The 19,743-nt window shown below is 49.7% G+C and carries 13 protein-coding genes; 9 read left to right on the top strand and 4 right to left on the bottom strand.

Annotated features, from left to right (window positions below):
- Positions 1-23: 23 nt before the first annotated feature.
- The 8 genes from Enr17x_RS11605 to Enr17x_RS11570 all read left to right on the top strand — a co-directional run bounded on the left by Enr17x_RS11605 (position 24) and on the right by Enr17x_RS11570 (position 10,325).
- The gene (locus Enr17x_RS11605) at positions 24-1,166 is read left to right on the top strand and encodes a hypothetical protein (protein WP_145308843.1); all 1,143 of its coding nucleotides are present in this window, start codon (positions 24-26) and stop codon (positions 1,164-1,166) included.
- Between the two features lie 491 nt (positions 1,167-1,657).
- Entirely contained in the window at positions 1,658-2,944 is a 1,287-nt protein-coding gene (locus tag Enr17x_RS11600) for a diphosphate--fructose-6-phosphate 1-phosphotransferase (protein ID WP_232101027.1), read from the top strand.
- A 54-nt stretch (positions 2,945-2,998) separates the two neighbouring features.
- Positions 2,999-3,883, top strand: a complete 885-nt coding sequence (locus Enr17x_RS11595) for an HAD family hydrolase (RefSeq protein WP_145308841.1) — start codon at positions 2,999-3,001, stop codon at positions 3,881-3,883.
- 88 nt (positions 3,884-3,971) lie between these two features.
- Complete coding sequence (gene gnd / locus Enr17x_RS11590) at positions 3,972-5,408, top strand: decarboxylating NADP(+)-dependent phosphogluconate dehydrogenase (RefSeq protein ID WP_145308839.1); 1,437 nt, start codon at positions 3,972-3,974, stop codon at positions 5,406-5,408.
- A gap of 129 nt (positions 5,409-5,537) precedes the next feature.
- The gene (locus Enr17x_RS11585; protein ID WP_145308837.1) at positions 5,538-6,272 is read left to right on the top strand and encodes an MBL fold metallo-hydrolase; all 735 of its coding nucleotides are present in this window, start codon (positions 5,538-5,540) and stop codon (positions 6,270-6,272) included.
- Between the two features lie 56 nt (positions 6,273-6,328).
- On the top strand, positions 6,329-7,303 hold the full coding sequence (locus Enr17x_RS11580) for a methyltransferase domain-containing protein (protein WP_145308835.1): 975 nt from the start codon (positions 6,329-6,331) through the stop codon (positions 7,301-7,303).
- A 377-nt stretch (positions 7,304-7,680) separates the two neighbouring features.
- A complete protein-coding gene (locus Enr17x_RS11575; RefSeq protein ID WP_145308833.1) occupies positions 7,681-8,640 on the top strand; it encodes a ferredoxin--NADP reductase in 960 nt (319 codons plus the stop codon).
- A 683-nt stretch (positions 8,641-9,323) separates the two neighbouring features.
- Positions 9,324-10,325: an aldo/keto reductase gene (locus Enr17x_RS11570; protein WP_145308831.1), complete on the top strand. Its 1,002-nt coding sequence runs from the start codon at positions 9,324-9,326 to the stop codon at positions 10,323-10,325.
- A 6-nt stretch (positions 10,326-10,331) separates the two neighbouring features.
- Here Enr17x_RS11570 and Enr17x_RS11565 read toward each other — a convergent pair whose 3' ends face one another.
- Positions 10,332-10,808 carry a tRNA (cytidine(34)-2'-O)-methyltransferase gene (locus tag Enr17x_RS11565; RefSeq protein WP_145308829.1) on the bottom strand — a complete coding sequence of 159 codons (477 nt, stop codon included), beginning with the start codon at positions 10,806-10,808 and terminating at the stop codon, positions 10,332-10,334.
- Between the two features lie 338 nt (positions 10,809-11,146).
- Between Enr17x_RS11565 and Enr17x_RS11560 the strand changes: the two genes are divergently transcribed.
- Positions 11,147-14,701, top strand: a complete 3,555-nt coding sequence (locus Enr17x_RS11560) for a class I tRNA ligase family protein (protein ID WP_145308827.1) — start codon at positions 11,147-11,149, stop codon at positions 14,699-14,701.
- A gap of 66 nt (positions 14,702-14,767) precedes the next feature.
- Here the strand turns inward: Enr17x_RS11560 and Enr17x_RS11555 are convergent, their stop codons facing one another.
- From Enr17x_RS11555 to Enr17x_RS11545, 3 genes are all read right to left on the bottom strand, one after another.
- Positions 14,768-16,675: a sulfatase-like hydrolase/transferase gene (locus Enr17x_RS11555; RefSeq protein WP_145308825.1), complete on the bottom strand. Its 1,908-nt coding sequence runs from the start codon at positions 16,673-16,675 to the stop codon at positions 14,768-14,770.
- Between the two features lie 106 nt (positions 16,676-16,781).
- Positions 16,782-18,344, bottom strand: coding sequence for a PQQ-binding-like beta-propeller repeat protein (locus Enr17x_RS11550; protein ID WP_145308823.1), 1,563 nt, complete (start codon positions 18,342-18,344; stop codon positions 16,782-16,784).
- 167 nt (positions 18,345-18,511) lie between these two features.
- Positions 18,512-19,573: an endonuclease/exonuclease/phosphatase family protein gene (locus tag Enr17x_RS11545; protein ID WP_145308822.1), complete on the bottom strand. Its 1,062-nt coding sequence runs from the start codon at positions 19,571-19,573 to the stop codon at positions 18,512-18,514.
- Between the last annotated feature and the right edge of the window lie 170 nt (positions 19,574-19,743).

Raw genomic sequence — 19,743 nt, 5'->3', positions numbered from 1 at the left:
TACATGTGAGCCCAAACGGATGGATGAACCCCAGCTTCGCCAATCCACTTACCGACCGCCCGTTGGCTGTTCTGGATCGAGATTCCCCTAAGTATCTCACTGACCGAAACTTTCGCCGCGCTTTATCGCAGCCGTTTTCGGCTTCCTGGTCCAATGTTGGCATCCGTGCGATTCTAGAACGCATTCAAAGTACGCAAAATATATCGGTTATTCTGGATCGACGGATCGATCCCTCTCTGAAACTCACCATAGATGTACAAAATCTGCCTCTGGAAAAAGGCCTGGAAAAGATCGCTTCACAGGCACATGCGGAAATGGGGATCGTGGGGAGTAATATTTTCATTGGCCCCCCCCAGGTGGTCTCCAACCTGCTGACCCTGCTGGAATTAAAACAGGAAGCTCTGCGGGACCTGGCCGACTCCCAACCCAATCTGAAATCACGGGTATTGATTCTCTCCCGAAAAAAAACGTTCCATTACCAGGATCTCGACACGCCAGCGCAAATATTGCAGCAAATCACCAAAGCTTACCGGCTCACACTCTCCAAACAGAAACAGATCCCCCATGATCTTTGGGCGAATGGCAGCCTGACCGCAGTCGATGCCAATCAGGCGCTCTCGCTGGTCCTGATTCAACTGGGGTTCACCTATCAATGGGAGAAGCAGGGAACACAAATCCAACTGGAACCAGTCCCCGCTACCGTCACAATCGAAAAAAAATATCAGCCGCGCCGGAACTCAGTTGCACTTTTTGTGGAACAGTTAAAAAAGACATTTCCCGGCATCACAGTTAAACCAGAGGGAAACAGCATCAACGTTCAAGCCTCCTTCAAAGTCCACGAAAAAATTGAACAACTGTTGAATCCGCCGAAGATGCCGCGCAGCGCAGGTCCAACCAAAGTGGATACGGTCCCGATTCAACGACGGAAATTCACACTCCGGGTCAAACAGGTTCCCGTACTCGCTATTATGAAGAAACTGGAACAGTCGGGGATTGAATTCGACTATAATGCAAGTCAGTTAACGGATGCAGGCATTGATCTCAACAAACGGATCGATATCTCAGTTCAAGAAGCGAAATCCCTGGAGTTTTTTGACGCGCTGTTCAATACCCTGGACCTGGACTTTCAAATTCAAGGGACCAAAGTGATTCTAACTCCCAAATGAATTCCATTCTCATCGCTGGGTTCGTAAAGATTGTTTCCCAAACTTTCCCGGAACTTTCTGTTTTGGGAATACGGCGATACTTTGAATTAACGCACTAAATCGGGTAATATCCCGACTGTGTGAGTTAAAACAAGTCTTTGTGAGTCTATTAACTTAATCACCCACACTGAACAGAGGCTATTTTCTGCCCGCTCAGGCATAGAATATGTTTTTCATAAGCTATTTATGAATAACACTTTATCAAAGAAGCCTTCTGAGAATCGTTCTAGATCTTGTGGGAAGCGTTCGTATACGCCCTAATTGATTCGTGAGGAACCGGTCATCTTTCCGCCGACAGAATTTAGCAATAAATTCAGGAATCGATGATCAAGAGACTAAATGACGATTGAGATCAAGTCAGTTTCGGGGGCGCAAAGTAACAGTCGGAAATGTAGTTGCCATCTTTACGGCAATCGCATCTCAAATATACAACAGTCGAGTGAGGAGAAAACGTGGCAAGTCCAAAAAATATGATTGTGGCCCAATCAGGTGGCCCTTCACCAGTAATCAACAACAGCCTGCGGGGACTCGTGGAAACCGCCAGAGATCTTCCGGAAATTGGAACCATCTATGCTGGCTGGCATGGAATTGAAGGGGTCCTCAAAGAAGAATTACTGAATCTCAGTGGACAATCCCCTGAAGAAATTGCACTGCTCCGCGTCACACCGGCTGCCGGTTCTGTTGGAACCTGTCGTTATAAACTGAAAGAGCATCAAAACGAAGACTTTGACCGGATCGTCGAAGTCTTCAAAGCCCATAACATTGGCTACTTTTGTTACATCGGCGGCAATGACTCCATGGATACCGCCAATAAAGTGGCTCAGATGGCGACAGAACGAGGCGTTGATGTCGTCGGCATCGGCGTTCCCAAAACCATTGATAACGATGTGGGTGACAGTGAATTTAAGCTGATTGACCATACCCCCGGCTACGGAAGTACCGCCCGTTACTGGATGAGCATGGTCCAGATGGCTAATGAAGAAAACCGCGGAAGCTGTCCGGCAGATCCGGTTCTGGTTCTACAGGCGATGGGTCGCAAAATCGGCTTTATCCCAGCAGCCGCCCGTCTGGCAGATCCACAGCGCAAAATTCCGATGCAGATTTATCTGGCAGAGAATCCGATCAGCATGGATCAGATTCACACTCAAATCAATGACCAGCTCAAAAAAGATGGTCGTCTGATTGTCGTCGTGAGTGAAGGGTTGTCCCTGGGAGATATCGGCGAAACCAAAGACTCCTTCGGACATACCCAATTCAGCTCCAGCCAGCTGACCGTAGCGCAGTTGCTCGTCAATGAGTTAAATAAACGCGGCCTGGCAGTGAAGGGGGCCGCCCGTGCGAACGTTCCTGGAACTGACCAACGCCACAATATCGCTTATGCTTCGACCGTTGACCTCGACGAAGCTTATGGCGCAGGACAGAAAGCCGCTTTACTGGCAGCCGCCGGTGAGTCAGGATTCATGTCCACGATTCTCCGGGCAGAAGGTCCTGGATATAATGTTCGTTACGACAAAGTTCCTTTGCCTGAAGTGGCGAATAGTGAACGTACCTTCCCGAAAAACTGGATCAGCGCCGATGGAATGGACGTCACTGACGATTTTATCAAGTACTGTAAGCCTCTGGTTGGTAATGACTGGCCCAGCATCCCCATGATCAACGGCCGTATTCGATTCGCTCAGTTACAACCGCTGTTTTCTGATCAAAAACTGCCGAAGTATGTTCCCCAGGCAGACAGATAAATCAGACGACCAGAACACAAAAAGAAAATTTTAATAGAAAAACGGGAGAAGATTGTGTCGGACAATCCATTGGATACCAACTTTCAGAAGAAAAACGAGTTTTTAATCGGCATTGATTCAGATGGTTGTGCCTTTGACTCAATGGAAATTAAACACAAAGAGTGTTTCATTCCTAACTTTATCAACTACTTTGGCCTGCAGCCCATCTCAAAATACGCACGGGAAGCAGCCGAATTTACCAACCTGTATTCGAAATGGCGCGGTGCCAATCGCTTCATCTCTTATACACTGGCGCTCGACCTGCTTGAAGAACGCCCGGAAGTCCAATCGCGTAATGTCACCGTCCCCAAGCTACAAGGCGTGAGAGACTGGCTCGAACGGGAAACCAAACTGGGCAACCCGACTCTGACTGCAGAAGTCGAAAAAACAAAAGATGCCGACCTCGAACTGGCATTGAAATGGTCCCTGGCAGTGAATGAAATGATTGCCGATATGGTTCATGATGTTCCCCCTTATCCGAATGTCAGAGAGAGCCTGCAGAAGCTGGATCCGGTTGCCGACATGATTGTCTGTTCCGCGACACCCAATGAAGCGTTGAATAAAGAATGGGAAGAACACGACATCGCACAATATGTCGATGCCATTTGCGGCCAGGAAGCGGGCAGCAAAAAGGAAACCCTGGGGCAGGCCAAAGCCTGCGGATACGAAGCAGAAAAAGTGCTCATGATCGGTGATGCTCCTGGAGATATGAAAGCAGCTGAAGCGGTCGGCGCACTCTTCTATCCCATTAACCCCGGTGCGGAAGAAGCCAGTTGGGAACGGTTCATCGGCGAAGCCTGTGACAAGTTCCTCAAAGGCGAGTACGCCGGTGAATACCAGGCAAAAGTCATTGCTGAATTTGACAGTTATCTTCCGGAGCTCCCTCCCTGGAAACGATAATCCTGTGAAGGGAGTTTCTCTTTTCACACGAATATGATTCGGCTTCACCACTATTTAAATCACATCAGAAACAAACGAGAATTGATCAATGTCAAAAAACGATATCGGCCTGGTAGGCCTGGCTGTCATGGGACAAAACCTGGTACTGAATATGGCCAATCACGGCTACTCAGTAGGTGTTTTCAACCGCACCACCAGCACCACAGACGAATTTGTCAGCAGCAAAACTGACGAGCAGAAGATCACAGGCTATCACAGCCTCAAAGATCTTGTGGACAGTCTGGCGACTCCCCGTAAAGTGATGCTGATGGTCAAAGCAGGCCCCGCCGTCGATGCCATCATTGACGATCTCAAAGGACTGCTCAGCCCCGGCGATATCATTATTGACGGTGGCAATACCCACTTTGACGACACCAATCGTCGTACTAAAGAAGTCGAAGATGCTGGCCTGCTCTTCATTGGAACCGGTGTTTCCGGCGGTGAAGAAGGCGCTCTCAAAGGCCCCAGCATTATGCCCGGCGGATCTCCCGCTGGCTGGCCGCATGTCAAATCCATCCTGCAGGACATCTCTGCAAAAGTCGGTGATAATAACGACATTCCCTGTTGCGAATGGGTCGGCGAAGCCGGAGCAGGGCATTATGTCAAAATGGTGCACAACGGTATTGAGTATGGGGATATGCAGCTGATCTGTGAATCGTACTACATCCTCAAACATGCCTTGGGACTCACCAACGAAGAACTTTACAAAGTCTTCGACGAATGGAACAAAGGGGAACTGGAAAGTTACTTGATTGAGATCACTCGCGACATCTTCACCGTCATCGATGAAGAAACGGGCGAGTATCTGGTTGACAAAATCCTGGATACCGCCAAACAAAAAGGTACCGGAAAATGGATGAGCCAGCACGCTCTGGACCTGGGTGTTCCTACCACACTGATCACTGAAGCCGTTTATGCCCGTTGCCTGTCTGCTCAGAAAGACGCACGCGTACGTGCATCCAAGATTCTCGGCGGTCCCGACAAAAAGTTTGAAGGTGATCGCGATCAGTTTATCGAAGATGTCCGGCAAGCCTTGTACGCATCCAAATTATGCAGCTACGCTCAAGGATACGTTCAGCTGAACTCTGCCGCCGAACACTTTGGCTGGAAGCTGAATAATGGAGATATCGCACTGCTGTGGCGCGGCGGATGTATTATTCGTTCCACCTTCCTGCAGGACATTAAAGCAGCCTTCGACAAGAACCCGGAACTGGAAAACCTGCTGCTGGACGATTTCTTCCGCAATGCGGTTGAAAACGCGCAACCAAGCTGGCGTCGTGTTGTCTCAACCGCCGTCGAACTGGGACTGCCGGTTCCGAGTTTCACTGCCGCTTTGAGCTACTACGATGGCTATCGTCAGGCGCGCTTACCAGCGAACCTGCTGCAGGCACAACGTGACTACTTTGGCGCTCATACCTATCAACGAACTGACAAAGAGGGAACGTTCCATACTGACTGGATTCGTGAGCGCCGTCTGGACTCATAAGCTGATCCCGGCAGGTTCATTCGAATGAACCTGCCGTTTTTTTTGCTGTAGCCAGCCTGATGATTCGCCCGTTAATATAGGGGATAACTTTATAGACGGGCAACATGGTGATTAGCGGGGAGTGGAGCAATGCGAATCGTGCTGTTGGGGACAGGTGGTTATCACCCTAATGAGCGTCGGCATACTGCCTGCTTAATGCTCCCCGAGATGGGAATCATTTTTGATGCGGGAACCAGCTTTTTTCGTGTTCCCGATTTCCTGCAAACGCGCGATTTACAGATTTTTTTAACACATGCCCACCTGGACCATATTGCAGGGCTCTCTTTCTTCCTGGTCCCCATGCTGACAGATCAAGTCGATTCCGTCAAAGTGTATGGGGAAGCAGCCAAGCTGACCGCGATTCAGACACACCTGTTCTGTGAAGAAATCTTTCCCGTCCTGCCTGATTACGATTTCACAACGTTGCCCGAAACAGTTGCTGTCCCCGGAAACGGAATTCTGAAACACTTGAAGCTGGAACATCCGGGCGGATCTGTGGGGTATCGCATTGATTGGCCCGAACATTCGCTGGCGTATATCACCGATACCGCCAATCCCGAACAACATCTCGACTTTGTTCGAAACGTCGACCTGCTGATCCACGAATGCTACTTCCCGGATGACATGGCAGAGTGGGCTGAAAAAACCGGTCACAGCCATACGACGCCCGTCGCGAAGCTGGCCAGAGACGCGCAAGTCGGAAAACTGGTTCTGACACACATCGACCCGCAACGTTCAGGCGATGACCCCATCGGAATCCAAGTTGCTCAGCAGATATTTCCAAATACAATTCTGGGCGAAGATCTGATGGAACTCGAATTTTAAACCCGGAACATGAAATCCAAGTCGTCCACTTTCTTAAGACCAGGCAAGCATTCCTCATGACGAAAGAAACAGCAGGCAACACATTTCTTTCTCAAGAACTGCTTGAACTGTTGAGAAACCCGGAAAATGGAAATCCTCTGGAATGGGATGCGGAACAAAACGTACTCATTAACCAGGAAACCAATCGTTCTTTTCCCGTCAAAATGAATATCCCCCGGTTTGTCGAATCGGAACATCTCACCAGTTTCGGACTACAGTGGAATAAATACGAGGTAGCACATGACGATGAAGACCGTGCAACCTTTGCTGCCAAAACCGGCTTAGAGCTCAGCGAATTACAAGGACTCAAGATCCTGGACGCCGGCTGTGGAGGCGGCCGTTACTGCAAAGTCGCCGCAGAAGCAGGGGGGAATGTATTCGGTGCCGATCACACGACAGCAGTCGAGAAAGCACAAACGCTCTGCAGTCACCTTGAAAATGTGCAACTGGTTCAGGCTGACCTGAAACATCTCCCGTTTGCCCCCGAATCCTTTGATTTCGTCTTCTCGATCGGCGTGATGCATCACGACAAAGATACGCGCGCCGTCTTCGATGCTGTAGCCCGCATGGTCAAACCCGGGGGCCGTTATTCGGTCTGGCTCTATCGCAAAAACCAGTGGTGGCAGGAATGGATTAATTCCGGTCTTCGAAAAATCACCACGCGCATGACTCCTGAAAAACTGGAACCCTGGTGCCGCCTGGGGGCGTGGCTCGGCGGTATTCCCGTAATCAACAAAGTCCTGAATAAAGTCGTCAATTTCAGCAATCACCCCAATTGGGAAAATCGGGTTTGCGATACCTTTGACTGGTTCGCGCCCGCCTATCAATACCATCATACTACTGACGAACTCAAAACCTGGTTTGAACAGGCCGGGTTTGAAAATTTGAAGATTCTCCCACCGGAAAAATCAGGTCCCTTCTACCTTTGGTGCTATCACCATAATCTCCTAATTGGCAGTGGCGTGAACATCCAAGGCACGAAAACCGCTTAACACATTCAGATCCCTGATCAAAAACATCGGCCCAATTGTTAAGTCCTGCCTGATTTACCCGACACGTTCGATGGTGAAATCGATCAGGCGCAACCCCCTTTCAAATCTGATATCCACACCGAATACGGTTCGAAATGAGACAGACTATTATTAAACCGGCTATCAGACTTGACAATCTGGCCTAAAAAAGTGATAGAGGAAAGAACTTGATTTAGAGATACATATAAATTTATCCATTTGTCACCCATGAAGATTGTTCAATCTTTGGGGACATGAATAAAAAAACGTTTGTTTCTAACCTGAAGAACAATCCATTCCACATTCCAACATAAAACTGCCACTCCATTTTGTGGCAGTCAAGCGCGACAGGGAGTGTCATGAATCCATCGAACCCTCCGCCCGGGCAATCGACTCCTCAAATAGAAGAACTGGTCACGAAGCATTACAACGCAACGATTCAAGAATTGCGCAAACCACACGATCATTTGATGATTGTGCGAGTCAAGCCTGACGCAGAGGTTCCCAGTTTCTCAGGTGGTCAATACACAACCCTTGGATTGGGATCTTGGGAACCACGGGTTGATGGAGGTCCGCTGGCGGAGTTACCCAAGCCGAAACTAATTCGCCGCGCTTATTCCATCTCTTGCCCCATGGTCGACACGCAGGGTATTCTGCTCGCGAATGACCAGATCGACTATCTGGAATTTTATATCACACTCGTGTTACGCCCCGATTCAGACGATCCACCACTGACCCCCCGCCTGTTTTCTCTGAAGGTAGGAGACCGGTTGCACCTTGGTAAGAAACCGGTGGGAACGTACACACTCAAGCCAATTCAACCCGAAGACAATGTCATTTTTGCAGGAACAGGCACGGGTGAGGCCCCTCATAACTCGATGAGCGTGGAATTACTCAAACGGGGACATACCGGAAAAATTGTCTCCATGACCTGTGTCCGATACAAAGGAGACCTCGGCTATCTGGATCAGCAGGACCAGTTGCAGAAACAATTTCCTAACTACCGATACGCAGCATTTACAACCCGAGAGCCTGAAAATGTCGACCAGAGCCACCCTCACTATGTCGGCAAACAATATTTACAGGACATCATTCATCCTGAAAAGTTTCAGGAGCAGTTTGGCTGGACTCCGAACCCGGAACAGACACATGTCTTCCTGTGCGGCAATCCATCCATGATTGGACTTCCGGAAAAAGACGAACAGGGAACGCTGGTCTTCCCCGAACCCAAAGGCATGGTCGAACTGCTGACAGAGCAGGGATATCAACTCTCAACCGCCAAAAGCCCGGGAAATATCCACTTCGAGAAATACTGGTAAGACCAGCATTTTAAAAGAATGCATTTCGCATAGATCGAAAGCGAGCGAGGCTGATCAAAAACCCCTATTGAATTGCTGGCTTGGACTGCGCAAAGAGTATCTGAAATACTCAGTAGTGGATGAGAACGCGATACAATATCTAAAATACTGCGCGAGAAACTCATCGTTGAAAATCATTTCAAAGAGAGTTGAAGCGATGCGTCAATGACGGACGATCTGTAGCAGATCACGTTCTCAGTAAGCAGTAGGGGCTCAAAGTCAAAGCGACCTGATTAAAGTCGCTTTGAACAACCCTCAAACGGGCTTAGCCTTTACGGTGTCTGATTTTAGCTCTTGCACGTCGTTTTTTACGACCAATTTTTCGACGACCTTTACCTGTCTTCTTGGTACCCATTCGAAGAAATGCCTTTCGTTTCTACATCTAATTTAAGTGATTTTCAATATATTCGGCTCTGTTAACCCATCGACATCTTGCGGGTTAACATCCAATTTCAACCGGATAATAGCGGTTTCAGTTCAGAAACCATGGTGCAAACCGTTACTTTAACAGGCTTTGGCAGAATCTTCAACCACGTCTGTTCAAGGAATTTCAGGTCCCTTGAGAAATCTGTCTGAAAACCGGATGATAGAATCACAGCCTTAGAAGCTCAAACAGACTCAACTCTTCACCAGGAACAGCTAAAATGGATTATCGCAACTTAGGAAAAGCTGGCGTACGTGTCTCTCCCGTTTGTCTGGGAACAATGATGTTCGGCGGACCAACCAACGAATCAGACTCGATCACCATTATGCATAAAGCCATCGATCTTGGCATCAACTTCTTCGACACCGCAAACATGTACAGTACAGGTGGTTCAGAAATCGTCGTGGGAAAAGCCCTAGCGGATCGACGTGAAAAAGTGATTCTTGCAACCAAAGGCCGTGCTCCGATGGGAGACGGCCCCAATGACGCCGGTGCCAGCCGTGCCCATCTCATGCGAGAATTAGACAACAGCCTCAAGCGGATGGGAACCGATTACGTCGATCTTTACTATGTCCATACTCCCGATTATCAGACTCCCATTGAAGAGACGCTTCGCACCCTGGACGACATGGTCCGGTCGGGAAAAGTCCGCTATATCGCCTGTTCCAACTTTCGTGCATGGCGACTGGCGGAAGCACTCTGGACCAGCGATGTACGCAACCTCTATTCGTTCAGCTGTGTGCAACCGCTGTATAACATCATGAACCGGGACATTGAGGTCGAACTGATGCCCCTCTGTCAGGAAAAGGGAATCGGCGTCGTCAGCTACAGCCCGCTTGCCCGAGGAATCCTGACCGGAAAGTACCGCAAAGACCAACCCTTCCCCGAAGGGAGTCGCGCTTCCCGCAATGACAAACGCATGAACGAAGCGGAACTCCGTGATGTCAGCATTGAACTGTCGCAGGAAATTGCCGACTACTGTGACAAAAAAGGCGTTTCCATAACGAATTTTGCCTTGGCCTGGTGTCTGGCAAATCCGATTCTCACCTCAATTATTATCGGCCCCCGTACCATGGAACAATTCGACGACAACATGGGTTGCCTGGATGTGGAAATCACCGCCGAAGATGAAGCCTTTATCGATTCGCTCGTTCCCCCGGGAGAACACAGCGGCAAAGGATTCCAGGATCCTCAATATCCGGTCACAGGACGAGGGAAATAATTCCTGTCAGGGGAGTCCCCCAAACTGTCGAACGGCTTCGTACATCACGGCGGTCGCGGTGCTGGCTAAATTCAGGCTGCGAACCTGCTCATACATCGGCAGTTTCAGATTGGAGTCGGGGGACTCTTCCAGAATGCGGGGTGGCAGGCCGTTACTTTCACTGCCAAACAGGAAAACATGTCCCGGTTCCAGCTCCGCCTCCCAGACGAAGCGGGTTGCGAACTTGGTCAGCTTCCACCATGTCCTGTCAGACAGCTGTTCCTGCACTTCCGCCAGGCTGTCGACTGCTTCCCAGTTCAAATGCTGCCAGTAGTCCATGCCGGCACGTCGCAAATGCTTTTCATCGAGCTTAAAGCCCAGAGGTCTGACCAGCCACAATTTGGCACCGACGGCCACGCAGGTGCGGCCGATATTGCCGGTATTCTGCGGGATATCCGGCTGGTAAAGGACAACGTGCATGGAAGGCTCAGACGATGATGACATTTCGACTCTCAAATTGGTAAAATTCTCGTAAAACAGGGATAAATACGAATTTATAGCACTCGTAACAAAGCACGATCTATGTAATACTTAACGCGTTTCCGTTATGATACTTCTGCTCAAAATCAGCTCTTGGGCAGGGTACTCGAACAGGCAAGAGAATGGTACGGACAGCCGTTCCCGCTGTCGAACATTTTTCTAATTCTAGAGCGCATCACATTTAACTATAGCGTCACTCAATCTAATATACTCGGTCCAAATGGCCTTGGAGACGCTACAGTAAAACTGGACACAGTCTACAAACTCAAATTCAAACTAGTACAACTCAATAAGATTTTCCCATGTTTCAAAAAGTCAGCGATGCCAGCTTCATTCAAGGTGAACACGAAATCCTCAAATTCTGGGAAGAGAACCAGACTTTTGACCAGCTTCGCAAAAAAAATAAAGGCAAACCCAAGTGGAGCTTCATTGACGGCCCCATGACGGCTAATAACCCGATGGGCGTTCACCATGCATGGGGTCGCGCCTACAAAGATGCCTACCAGCGTTATTACGCCATGACAGGGCATGAGCTGCGATTCCAGAATGGTTTCGACTGCCAGGGGCTCTGGGTCGAAGTCGAAGTGGAAAAAGAGCTGGGCTATGGAACCAAACAGGAAGTCGTCGAACACGGCATCGATAAATTCGTCAACGAGTGCAAAAAACGCGTCCTGCGTTTCGCCGCCCGTCAAACAGAACAGTCGGTACGCCTGGGTTACTGGATGGACTGGGATGATCCCGACGAACTGCGCAATCTGGCAGAGTACGTCGGCAAAGATACCGAAGTCACGCTCACAGCCCCAAGTGGAAAGCAGATCACCGACAAAGCGGACATGCTGGTTTCAAAATTGGGAAATGCCGAATGGGGGGGCAGCTATTTCACATTCTCCACCGAAAACAACGAAACGATCTGGACCTTCCTCAAAAAGTGTTTTGAACGCGGCAAAGTCTATCGCGGCCACGATGTCATGCCCTGGTCAGGCAGGGGAGGCAGCGCCTACAGTCAGATGGAAGTCGCAGACGGGCGGAAGCTCTCCGTGCATCGTTCGGTCTTCGTCCGCTTTCCACTTAAAGACCGTGAAAACGAATACCTGCTGATCTGGACAACAACTCCCTGGACGCTCACCAGTAACGTCGCGGCTGCCATCAATCCCGATCTCGATTACGTCAAACTGCAGGCAAAAAAAGATGACGCGGTCTACTACTTCGCTAAAGACAACCTGGAATACCAGCGACTGAGTCGGGAATTCAAAGAAGGTTTTGGGAAGCCCGAATGGTCCTGGCCGAAAGAGGTTCCCAAACTGAAAACGCTGGCACAGATCTTTAAAGAGCAGGGGGGTTATGAAATTCTCGACACCATCAAAGGAGCTGCCATGGTGGACTGGGAATACGAGGGTCCCTTCGATGATCTTCCTGCACAACAAACGCCGGGCGGCTATCCCAGCGATGAGAAATTACTCGACCAAAGTGGTATCTCCTGCCATAAAGTGGTTGACGGCGGCCGCGATTTCAAAGGCAATCCCCATGTCGTCGCCGGCGAAGGTACGGGTATCGTCCATACCGCTCCCGGCTGTGGTGATGTCGACCATCAACTGGGAAAACAATTGGGACTGGTAGCAATCGCCCCGCTCGGTGAGGATGGTCGATTCGAAGAGGGATTCGGTGAATTCACCGGCAAAGAAGCCATTGATCCCACAACTCCCGAACTCGTCTTTGAACGACTGAAAGAAAAAGGTCTGCTGGTCTATGTCGAACAGTACCCGCACATCTACCCGCACTGCTGGCGAACCGGCGATGAACTGATTTTCCGTCTGGTCGATGAATGGTTCATCAACATGGACTGGCGCGAAGAGATCAAAGAGGTCACCCGTCAAATCGACTGGGTTCCCTCCAGCATTGATGGTGAGCAGCATGAACTGGAATGGCTCACCAATATGCGGGACTGGATGGTTTCCAAGAAACGCTTCTGGGGTCTGGCACTGCCTATCTGGGTCGATGAAGAAACCGGCGACTTCGAAGTCATCGGCTCCCTCGCTGAACTCAAAGAACGTGCCGTAGAAGGCTGGGAAGCGCTGGAAGGACATACGCCTCACCGTCCCTGGATTGATCAGGTCAAGCTGCAAAACCCGAAAACAGGCAATCTGATGACGCGTATCCCCGATGTGGGAAACCCCTGGCTGGATGCAGGCATCGTGCCGTTTTCGACGATGCAGTACAACACAAATCAGGAAGAATGGAAGAAGTGGTATCCAGCGGATCTCGTCACCGAGTGTTTCCCTGGCCAGTTCCGCAACTGGTTCTACGCATTACTCTCGATGGCCACGATGATGGATGGCACGCCGCCGTTCAAAACTCTGCTCGGCTATCGACTGGTGTTGAATGAAGAAGGCAAGCCGATGCACAAATCGGATGGAACCGCCATCTGGTTTGAAGAAGCCGCCGAGCAACTGGGAGTCGATACGATGCGCTGGATGTATCTGGCACATAACCCGGCCTCTGATCTACGATTTGGCATGCGGAACCCCGAAAAACAGGTGACGCTGAATACGCCGGAAGGCCCGATCAGCAAAACGAAAGAGGGCGCTCCGACCTGTCTGGTGGAAAGTAAGCCAGCCGATGAAATTCGCCGTCAGGTTTTGATCCCGCTTTGGAACTCCTACGCATTCTTTGTGAACTATGCACGCCTGGATGAATTTGATCCCGCTCAAGAACGTGTTCCGGTTGTCGAACGTCCTGAAATCGACCGCTGGGTCATATCCAACCTGCAAGCCTTGCTCGCTTCTGCCAAAACGGAAATTGAAGCCTATAACTATGCCGGCTTCCTCAAAAACGCAACCGCGTTTATTGATGATTTGTCGAATTGGTACATCAGACGAAATCGACGTCGCTTCTGGCGTTCTCAGGATGCGAACGATACAGACAAACTGGCCGCTTATCAGACTTTGTTTGAAGTGCTGGTCACACTGTCCAAAGCACTTGCTCCCAGCATCCCGTTCCTCAGTGAGCGAATTTACCAGAATCTGATGACCAGCTGGGATGAATCGGCGCCTCACAGCGTACATCTTTGTGACTATCCCCAGTGTGATGACTCGCTGCTGGATGAAGAACTCAACTTCCGCGCCCTGCAGGCTCAGATTGTGGTCAAACTGGGACATAAGTTACGCGATGAAGCCAACCAGCGCGTCCGTCAACCCCTGGCGGAACTGCGATTTGCCTGCCAGACAGCACAACAGTCTGAAGCCATCGAAAGCCTGGCCAATACAATTGAAGAAGAACTGAATATCAAACAGGTCACGCGCTGTGAAAACCTGGATGATCTGGTCAGCTATACTTATAAACCGAATTTAAAAACGCTGGGGCCTAAATACGGCAAGCTACTCGGCATGCTGCGAAAAGAGCTGCCAGAAGTCGGAGACGCGGTACTCGGCCCCCTCAGACGTGGCGAATCAGTCTCACTGGAACTTTCCGGGAATCAGATCGATCTGGAGCCCGACGACGTTCTGGTTGGAACCGAACAAGCGGCTGACTGGGTTTGCTCTGATGATCAGGGAATCCAGATTGCCATTTCAACCAAGTTGACACCCGAACTGGAAGCAGAAGGGATGGCCCGCGATTTTGTGCGGCAGGTTCAACAGCTTCGCAAAGAAGCCGACCTGGAAATTGAAGACCGGATCAAAGTCTACTTCAATTCCAATGACGCGACCGAAGTCGAGCAGGCAGTTGCAAGCTGGACCGAGTATATCCTGGGAGAAACCCTGGGAGATCAACTCGAACAAGTACCAGCTGACAGTACGGTCGAACTGAAAGAAGTCACAATTGGAAATTCCAAAGTCGGAATTCGCATCGAGAAATCATAAGCCGGATCTGATCTTCAAGTCGTAGTCGCGGATTCGATTTCGCGACTACGACCATTGATCACTCGATTATTTCTGGGACTGTTTTTCTTCGATACGCTCTACCAGTCGCGTTACGTAGGACTGCAGACGTCGATCCAGCTTTGGGTTCTTAAGAGGCAACTGCGCAATTTCATCTTTGACCGGAGCCACTTTTTCATTGCTCAACTTATCAAGTCCATTCAATGCCAGCATAGCAACATACACACCATCCTGATTCTGGTTCGAGAGTGAAACCAGCGTCTTGACTGCCTCTTTGGACTCCTGCGCATCACCATATTTGCCGAGTGCCTCTGCGGCGATACAGCGTACCGATTTTGAAGAATCTTTTAACGATTTCTGTAATGCACTGTGAGCCTGTTTGACTGCATCTTCTCCTCGCATCAAAAGTCCCATCGCCGCCCAATAGCGGACAGCGGAATTTTGATCATCGAGTCCGGCCACGAGTTCAGCCTGCTCGTTCTGCTGTCCGGAAGACGCCACTTCTGCCATCGCCAGAATTTTCTTCAAGGGATAGAGCTCATTATTCTGCCCGATCAAATAGGGGGCACCGCCGTCAGATAGACTGTGAATTTCCGCTTCCGGCATAAATCCAAGATCCCGTATCTCAAGGATTTTCTGCTGTTGGGCCTGCCGCAGTTCCTTTAAAATATCCTGATGTTCGTCGGAAACCGCCAGATTATTGACTTCGTCCGGGTCTGCCTCGAGGTCATACAATTCTTCTGCTGGTTTGGTTTCCCAAAAATAGGTCTGCGGGGGAACCAACTCACCGGCATCATACATTCTCTTCCAGACCTGAGTTGTCGGGGTCTGAAACATGTAATTCAAATACTGACCATACTTTTTGTGAGGCATGAAATTTTTGATATACAGATAACGCTTATTCCTGACTGATCGAACCAGATCATAGCGTTCATCCATCCGACCGCGAAAACCGTATTGATACTCTTGGGGCGCTGTCTCATACTGCCCCATAAATGCATTTCCCTGCATATGCGCTGGTGGTTTGATGCCAGCCAGACTCAGCGCCGTGGGTGCGAAATCGACAAAACCAACCAGTCGATCCGACTTGCCATCTGTCTGATAATCAGGGGGAGCCAGCTTACGGAACTTCGGGGGAACATAAACCACCAGTGGAACCTGTAGCCCGGAATTATAAGGCCAACGTTTGCTGCGCGGCATTCCCGAACCATGATCACCATAATAAAAAATGATGGTATCGTCGGTCAGTCCTGCGTCGGCAAGTTCCCTGAGATTCTTCCCCACCAACGCATCCATTTCCGTGATGCGATCATAGTACTGCGCCCAGTCATGGCGGACTTCAGAAGTATCCGGGTGGTAAGCAGGCACACGCGCTTTGGCAGGATCATGCACCAGCGTGTGTGGACGATTACGAATTTTACTTTCGTGGCTGATCGTATGGTTGAAGACGGCAAAGAAGGGTTGACCGGCTTTTCGATTCTTCCAATGCGCTTTTCGGTTGGATTGATCCCAGACCTTGCCTGGCTTGGCGACGTTGTAATCTTCTTTGCTGTTATTCGTGCAGTAGTAACCGGCTTCTCTAAGGTACTGTGGATACATCAGAAAGTTTTTGGGTAACTTGACCATGCTCCGCATATGTTCGGCCCCCAGGCAGGTCGGGTACATGCCTGTAATCAATGTCGTTCGCGCGGGAGCACAAACGGGCGCCGTCGACCAGCAGTTGAGATAGATCATCCCCTGCGATGCCAGTTTATCAATGTGCGGCGTGTCGGCGTATTGATCTCCATAACAACCAAGATGAGGACCGTTGTCTTCACTGGTAATCCACAAAATATTCGGACGGCTGGTTTCCGACTCCGCTGCGAAAAGTGGAAGATCAGAGACACAGATGAGGGCAATGGTTAAAGAAAGCAGAATCCATCCGAGTTTGTTTTGTAGCGCACTTCTAAACCGCATTTGTTTTCTTTCAAATCTAATCTGAAGGTGAAAGCCCATTCCCAGAAAATTGGCTTGTCTTTTTTAAAAACGTGTCTTACCAGCAAGAATGCAGACCAAAGCCTGATTAGTTTGCTTTGACATCATAACACAACAGTAAATCCTGATCTCGTAAGAAAAGCTTTCCATCTGCGACAACCGGGTGAGGCCAGGCGGGCTTGCCGCTCCGCTCGGGTTGGTCGAACTGTCCCTTTTCCACATATGACTTGGGATTCACTTCCACCAGTGCGATGGGCCCTTTCTCACTCCGCATATAAATATGGCCGTCGGCACAAGTCAGGGCGCCTTTTCCGACTGATCGATTCTGCCAGACGGTCTGACCATCTCTCAGATTAATGCAGGTCAGCACGCCAGGATCACTGGACCCATACAGGAATCCATCGACCTGAACCATGCCTCCATGATGGTTTTTCATATCCGGTGTAAAGAAACCTAACTGAGCAGACACCCGATTTTGGGCCGCCGTCAAACGGAGCAGGGCTCCCCCCGTACCATAACCGGATGCATAAAAAATCGAGTTACTGCCTGGAAAAAAGATCGGTGCAGAACAGTTGGCCGTTTTATTCGCTGCCCGATTATTCCCCCAGAGTGGTGTCCCGGTTTGCGCCTCAACGCCCATAATGCCATCATGGGTAAAATTCACATACTGCTGCACGCCCCCCACTGTCACCTTAATCGGAGAGGAGTAAGCTGCTTTCGGGTTTCCGGGAACAGCCGCCTTCCAGATGGGACTTCCATTCTGCTTATTGAGGGCCACCATGGTGGCACCTTGCCCGCCGGGAGAGCAAATCAATTTCTCACCATCGATCAGGGGAGATTCACTGATCCCCCAGACAATATTACTGGCGCCAAAATCCTGTAGGATATTTTTGGTCCATTCTACATTTCCCTCTCTGGTCGACATTCGGGAAAGGTCTCCACTTGCCCCCAGCACATACAACACATCGCCATCAACTGTGGGAGTCGAACGCGGGCCATTTCCCTGTCCATCTTTGAATATCGCCCCATTAGGCTGAGTCCAGACAATTTCACCCGTATTTACATCAATGGCGATCACGACTTCTTCATTCGCTTTGGTCCCCATCGTAAACACCAGATTCCCGCTGAGAGAGACCGAAGAATACCCCTCACCTAAACCGCGGGCGGTCCAAAGCAGTTTTGGCGGGCTTTGATTCCAGTCTTTGATCAAGCCAGGCTCAGTCGAAATATTGGCACGTTGCGGACCACGAAACTGAGTCCATCCCTGAGCAAGAGGAGACGGAGTTCCCACATCCGTTTTTTGTTTGGCTTTCATCTCTTTTTTGGGCCGACTCACCGTGCTGCTGGATTTGGAAGCCAGAACTTCTCGGACGGAAAGCCGCGTAATCGTTCCGGATGCGGTTGTAAAAACGGTTGCCCGCTGACCAACCTTGAACTGATCAAACTGAGACTTCTTTCCGTTGAACGTAGAAGACGCAGAATCCGGAATCGAAAAACTTTTTTCTTTCCCCTGAGTCGATTTGATTGTGACCTGTTTTTGTGACTCGGAAAGTGAAGTGATGATGCCACTGAAAATGGCTGCATCAACCTGTGCCACCCAAAATGTGAATAACAGACAGACAGTCAGATTTAAAAGACGCTTTGATCGCATGAGAAGCCCTCTTATATTTCAGAAACCGGTCTTGTCCTGTATTGCTGCTACCTGGCAGGCATAATTTCAGGCTCGATTATAACCGGACCAGCACACCGGATGAAGCAGGAATTACGAATTGCCGGATTTTGGGGATCTTTTCTGACCGATTCAAAATCCCAATCCAATCAGTTCACGGAAGCCCCTCTGTCGATGGGACGCGACTCCATTTCGACCTGGGTTACGACGGGACGATGATCCGAGACCCAGGTCCACCGGTTCTCTGCAGAAAGAACCTTTATAAATTGATTGGCCCAAATACCATCCAGATCCAGGACAGGCAGAGGTAAAGGCCAGGTAGGCATGTAACCATTGCCGGCAACTTCAAACGAATTTTTTAATGTCCTTCGTACAGGTTTAAAATGAACGGAATCGCTGGGGGTATTAAAGTCACCCAGAACTAAAAGCGGACGATCATCAGTTTCTGAAACTCGATTTGCCAGTTCTTGCAGAGCTGATTTTCTGGATCGCAAAATGGTACTTTTGATGTCGACCAGATAAACAGACATCTTGACTTGCGACGATTGGGGCAAGATTAAATCGAACCGTTCATACTTTCCCATTTTGGCAAGTACCCCTGAACTCTGACTCGAAATTGGAACACGCGACAGAAACACGAGTCCCTCCTTCACGAACTGATAAGGGTGTTCTGGAAAGGATTCTTTCCAGAACAATTTCATTTTCTCTGAGTCCGCTCCAGCTTCCACCAGACCAATCAGATCAGCATCAACGGCTTTCAACTCATCCAAAACGCGATCCATTCCCCAGATTCGATCCCCAATATTCCAGAAATGAACGCGGAGCTCAGTTGGGTTGCCTTCTAGAATGCCGGATGACGTGTGGTGTCTTTGAAATTGAGAGTTCCAGCACCAACTCCCGCTGACCAGCGTCAGCAACAACCAGACCAGAGCAATTTGGTGCCAGCGAACATACCAGGATAAAATAAAAACAGACGCAGCCCCCAGGCTCAACAGAATGAGGGGAGACAAATAAAACACCAATGATGGCACTAATCCCTCTGCATCGCGCACCGTCAAACGAATCATCAGCGCCAGAACCCAACCAGCCGAGAGAATCAAAATGAATGGTTTTAGCAACCAAAATCGCAGCCGGACGGAATGAGCGCGCGAAGTCTGAGCAGAAGCCCCCGATGGTGTCCTTGCCGAATTCGTTGACTGATCTGACTTCATTCTGATTGATTTCCCTGAGACGGCACGCGCTACCCTGACTTTATTTGATCAGATCTCATTGATCTATTTATACAAGCGTGATTCTGAGTTATATTATAGTCCAGCTGTTTTAAGTAAGATTCTCACAAAAATGGAATCGCTCCTATTTTTATACTTACAACAAGGGAAAC

Source organism: Gimesia fumaroli (assembly GCF_007754425.1).
Taxonomy (GTDB): Bacteria; Planctomycetota; Planctomycetia; order Planctomycetales; family Planctomycetaceae; genus Gimesia; species Gimesia fumaroli.
This window is presented reverse-complemented; position numbering and strand designations above follow the sequence as displayed.

Excerpts from the sequence above, each read along its gene's own strand:
- Enr17x_RS11550 (WP_145308823.1), bottom strand. The coding sequence starts at position 18,344 with ATGCGATCAAAGCGTCTTTTAAATCTGACTGTCTGTCTGTTATTCACA.
- Enr17x_RS11545 (WP_145308822.1), bottom strand. The coding sequence starts at position 19,573 with ATGAAGTCAGATCAGTCAACGAATTCGGCAAGGACACCATCGGGGGCT.
- Enr17x_RS11570 (WP_145308831.1), top strand. The coding sequence starts at position 9,324 with ATGGATTATCGCAACTTAGGAAAAGCTGGCGTACGTGTCTCTCCCGTT.
- gnd (WP_145308839.1), top strand. The coding sequence starts at position 3,972 with ATGTCAAAAAACGATATCGGCCTGGTAGGCCTGGCTGTCATGGGACAA.
- Enr17x_RS11580 (WP_145308835.1), top strand. The coding sequence starts at position 6,329 with ATGACGAAAGAAACAGCAGGCAACACATTTCTTTCTCAAGAACTGCTT.
- Enr17x_RS11605 (WP_145308843.1), top strand. The coding sequence starts at position 24 with ATGAACCCCAGCTTCGCCAATCCACTTACCGACCGCCCGTTGGCTGTT.
- Enr17x_RS11585 (WP_145308837.1), top strand. The coding sequence starts at position 5,538 with ATGCGAATCGTGCTGTTGGGGACAGGTGGTTATCACCCTAATGAGCGT.
- Enr17x_RS11575 (WP_145308833.1), top strand. The coding sequence starts at position 7,681 with ATGAATCCATCGAACCCTCCGCCCGGGCAATCGACTCCTCAAATAGAA.
- Enr17x_RS11560 (WP_145308827.1), top strand. The coding sequence starts at position 11,147 with ATGTTTCAAAAAGTCAGCGATGCCAGCTTCATTCAAGGTGAACACGAA.
- Enr17x_RS11565 (WP_145308829.1), bottom strand. The coding sequence starts at position 10,808 with ATGTCATCATCGTCTGAGCCTTCCATGCACGTTGTCCTTTACCAGCCG.
- Enr17x_RS11555 (WP_145308825.1), bottom strand. The coding sequence starts at position 16,675 with ATGCGGTTTAGAAGTGCGCTACAAAACAAACTCGGATGGATTCTGCTT.